The organism is Streptomyces sp. 351MFTsu5.1 (assembly GCF_000383655.1).
GTDB lineage: Bacteria > Actinomycetota > Actinomycetes > Streptomycetales > Streptomycetaceae > Streptomyces > Streptomyces griseorubiginosus.
In genome coordinates, this window is the sequence record NZ_KB911817.1 from 1 (window position 1) to 3,511 (window position 3,511).

At 69.8% G+C, this 3,511-nt stretch carries 4 protein-coding genes; 3 read left to right on the forward strand and 1 reads right to left on the reverse strand.

The window, feature by feature from the left end; translation table 11 throughout:
* Both H295_RS46445 and H295_RS0142460 read left to right on the forward strand, forming a co-directional pair.
* Nucleotides 1-116: adenosylhomocysteinase (locus tag H295_RS46445; RefSeq protein WP_158691140.1), on the forward strand; the 116-nt coding region annotated here is incomplete at its 5' end.
* Nucleotides 117-346: 230 nt separating this feature from the next.
* Nucleotides 347-976 (forward strand): hypothetical protein, encoded by a 630-nt coding sequence (locus H295_RS0142460; protein WP_020141449.1) that lies wholly within the window; start codon nt 347-349, stop codon nt 974-976.
* A gap of 38 nt (nt 977-1,014) precedes the next feature.
* Here the strand turns inward: H295_RS0142460 and H295_RS0142465 are convergent, their stop codons facing one another.
* Entirely contained in the window at nt 1,015-2,043 is a 1,029-nt protein-coding gene (locus tag H295_RS0142465) for an RDD family protein (RefSeq protein WP_020141450.1), read from the reverse strand.
* A gap of 132 nt (nt 2,044-2,175) precedes the next feature.
* Here H295_RS0142465 and H295_RS0142470 point away from each other — a divergent pair, with 132 nt between their 5' ends.
* Nucleotides 2,176-3,183, forward strand: coding sequence for a stage II sporulation protein M (locus H295_RS0142470; protein WP_020141451.1), 1,008 nt, complete (start codon nt 2,176-2,178; stop codon nt 3,181-3,183).
* Nucleotides 3,184-3,511 lie beyond the last annotated feature (328 nt).

Consider the following 3,511-nt stretch of genomic DNA (forward strand, 5'->3'; position numbering starts at 1 on the left):
CCCGCCTCCACCTGGACGCGCTCGGTGTGAAGCTGACCGAGCTGCGCCCGGAGCAGGCGGCCTACATCGGCGTCGAGGTCGACGGCCCGTACAAGTCGGACCACTACCGCTACTGAGCCGCAGGGCACAGCCGTGGATCAGGGCACAGCCCCGATCCACGGCCCAGCAGTAGTTCCTCAGAGACAGGCCCCCGCACCCCCGTGTCGGGGGCCTGCCCCTTTGGTCTCGTGGCCCTTTCTCGGCCGTCTCTCCCCGCCGTGCGACCGCCGGCCCGATCAGGCCGCGCACCCCGCGCACCCAGGACCGGCCGCGCACCCCGGACAGCCCGTCAGAACCCAGGACCCCCATGCCCCGCGGCCGCTATTCGCTCCACGATCCGCACGATCACACCCCCCTCGCGGAAGAACACTTCCAGTGCGCCCCCGGCCCGTCCGGCTGGCGCTATGTCTCTCAACTGACCAACCCCGAAGGTGGTCACAGCGGTTCGGTCGACCTCACCCTCGACGACCTCGGCCGCCCCATCCGCCTCGAACTCCACGCCGCGAGCTGGCAGGTGCGCGGTGCCGCGCTCGACGGTGTCACCTGGGTCCGCACGGACCCCACCGGGACCCACGCCACAGAAGGCAATGTCACCGCCCACGCCTTCACCGGCACGTCCCCCGCGTTCCTCGTCGCCACCACTCGCCTCCTGCGCCTCACCCCCTCCTTCTCAGCAACGCGCGTACGCCTCGTGGCCTTCACGGATCCCGTCCTCGCCCCGCGCACCGTGGACCAGTCCTGGACCTTGCTGAGAAGAGAAGCACACGCCACTGACAACGGCCCCCTGACCGTGGAGGAATACCAGGTCACAGCCTTGGACACCGGCGAACAGCACTCCGTGCACATCGCTGGGGACGTGGTCCTCGCGGCTCCCGGGATCGAGCTGGAGGACCTCGAATCCCCGCCGTCCGCGTTCCCCGATCCACCGCTCGACTGAATCTGCTCCGGCCAGGCGTGGCCACGGGCGGCAGAACGTCACGCAGGCGGTACGAACCCGGATGCGGGCCTGCCCTCCTGCGGCACGGCGGGCCGGGAGGCCTCGGACGGGTCACCGGCTGCCGCGGGAACACCGGGACCTTCCGCGCCAGGAGCCGCTCCGGTGCCGTAGACGACGGGTGGCCGAGGAGGGGGCGCGGCCGCGGCCGCGGGTTGCCCGCCCGGGTACGGGTAGCTCCCAGGGACCCCGGCCACAGGTCCGTACCCCGCCACAGGTGACGGTGCCGACGCATGCGCCCCCGGTGCCGACCCCGATGTACCGCCGCCGAAGGCCCTCCGGACCTCCCGCGCCTGCCGCTCCTGCACCACCGCAGCCAGATACGCGCCCGCCGGCACCCCCTGCGGCGCCGGAGCCCCGGTACTCGCCGCCAGCTCGGACGCCAGCCGCGCCGCCATGGCCAAGCCGACCTGCTGGTCGAGCTGGTGCATCCGCGTCAGGTACTGCCGGATGGCAAGCCACAGACCGTCGGGGACCGCCGACAGATCGAGTTCCGTGAACCGCCCGGCCAGCCAGGGCGGAGGCGGCGGCACGAAACCGCTGGGCGCGACGGGAATCCGCTCCCGTACGACCAGCGTCCCCGCGAACACGTCACCCAGCCGCCGCCCCCGCGCCGAGACGAGCGAGGCGATACAGGCGATGACCCCGAACGTCATCACGATCTCGACAACCCCGATGGCGCCCCGCACAAGGGCATGCCGGAACCGGATCGGCCCACCATCGTCCCGCACCACACGCAGCCCTACGGCGAGCTTCCCCAAGGACCGACCATGACTCAGCGTCTCGACCGCGATAGGCCCGCCCACCAGCACGAGCAGAAACGCAGCGATCGAGATCGCGACCTGAGCCGCGTCGTCCAGAGAGGCGGAAGCGGCCACCAGCGCGACGGTCACGGCGATGTACACAGCCATGGCCAGAGCCAGATCGATCAGCACGGCCAACGCCCTGCTGGGCAGCCTCGCAGGGCGCAGTTCCAGCGCCACCGCCTCGCCCGTCACCAGCTCACTCACGCGCCCGCCGTCCCTTCCCCTGCACTGCCTCTTGGACGGCCAGTCTGCCAAGCTGAGGGCGCATCGCGCCGCAGTACGACAAGCTGACTCTCACGACGGCAGCCGACGATCAGCCGAGGAGCTGGCAGACCGATGGACCTCGACGTCTTCGTCACCGCCCACCGAGCCGAGTGGGACCGCCTCGACGCCCTGCTGGGGCGCCGACGCCGTCTCAACGGCGCCGAGGCGGACGAACTCGTCGCCCTCTACCAACGCACCGCCACCCACCTCTCCCTGATTCAGTCCAGCGCCCCTGACCCTCAGCTCACGGGTCGACTCAGCCAACTCGTGGCACGCGCGCGTAGTGCCGTCACAGGAACCCGCCGCGCCTCCTGGCGCGATGTCACACGCTTCCTCGCCCACGGCTTCCCCGCCGCCGTCTACCGCTCCCGCCGCTGGTGGGTGCCCACCGCACTGCTCTCCACGGTCGTCGCAGCACTGCTGGGCTGGTGGATCGGCACCCACCCCGAGGTCCAGTCCTCCATAGGCGCCCCCACCGAACTGCGCGAGCTCACACGTCCCGGCGGCCAGTACGAGACCTACTACTCCAGCCACCCCGCGGCCTCCTTCGCCGCCCAGGTGTGGACGAACAACGCGCAGGCCGCCGCCATGTGCCTGGTCCTCGGAGTCTTCCTGGGCCTTCCGGTCCTGTGGATCCTCTTCCAGAACATGCTCAACCTCGGCGTCGGCATCGGCCTGATGTCCTCGGCCGGCCGCCTCGACACCTTCCTCGGCCTCGTACTTCCACACGGCCTCCTGGAGCTCACGGCGGTCTTCGTCGCCGCCGGTACAGGACTGCGCCTCGGCTGGACCTTGATAGATCCGGGCCCCCGTTCCCGGCGCACCGCACTGGCCGAGGAGGGCCGAGCCGCCGTGGGCATGGCGATAGGCCTCGCCCTGGTCCTCTTCGTCTCCGGCGCCATCGAGGGCTTTGTAACCCCTTCCGGCCTGCCCACTTGGGCCCGCATCGCCATAGGGGTAGTCGCCGAGCTGGCCTTCCTCGCCTACGTCTTCGTCCTGGGCGGACGAGCCGCGCGTGCCGGAGACACCGGAGACGTCGAGGTGGCCGAGCGCAGCGCCGTGGTGCCCACAGCCGCCTGATGTGCAGGCAACCGTGGTGAGCTGCTACTGTCTCCTTCGCCCCACAGGAGCCGTTGACACGGACCATGCGGGGAGGTAGATTCGAACAGTTGCCTGGAGCCGGGTTCATCCCGCTCGGCAGCGGTAAGTTTCTACTTGCTCCTGGAAATCTCGATTTCGCAGGAGCTCCTTCCCGATAAAGCGGAAACAGACGGTCGGTCAGTCCGGCTCGAAACTTCTGATAATGTTGGGAGCGCCGGAAAGGGAAACGCGGAAGCGGGAACCTGGAAAGCACCGAGGAAATCGGAACCGGAAACGGTCTGATAGAGTCGGAAACGCAAGACCGAAG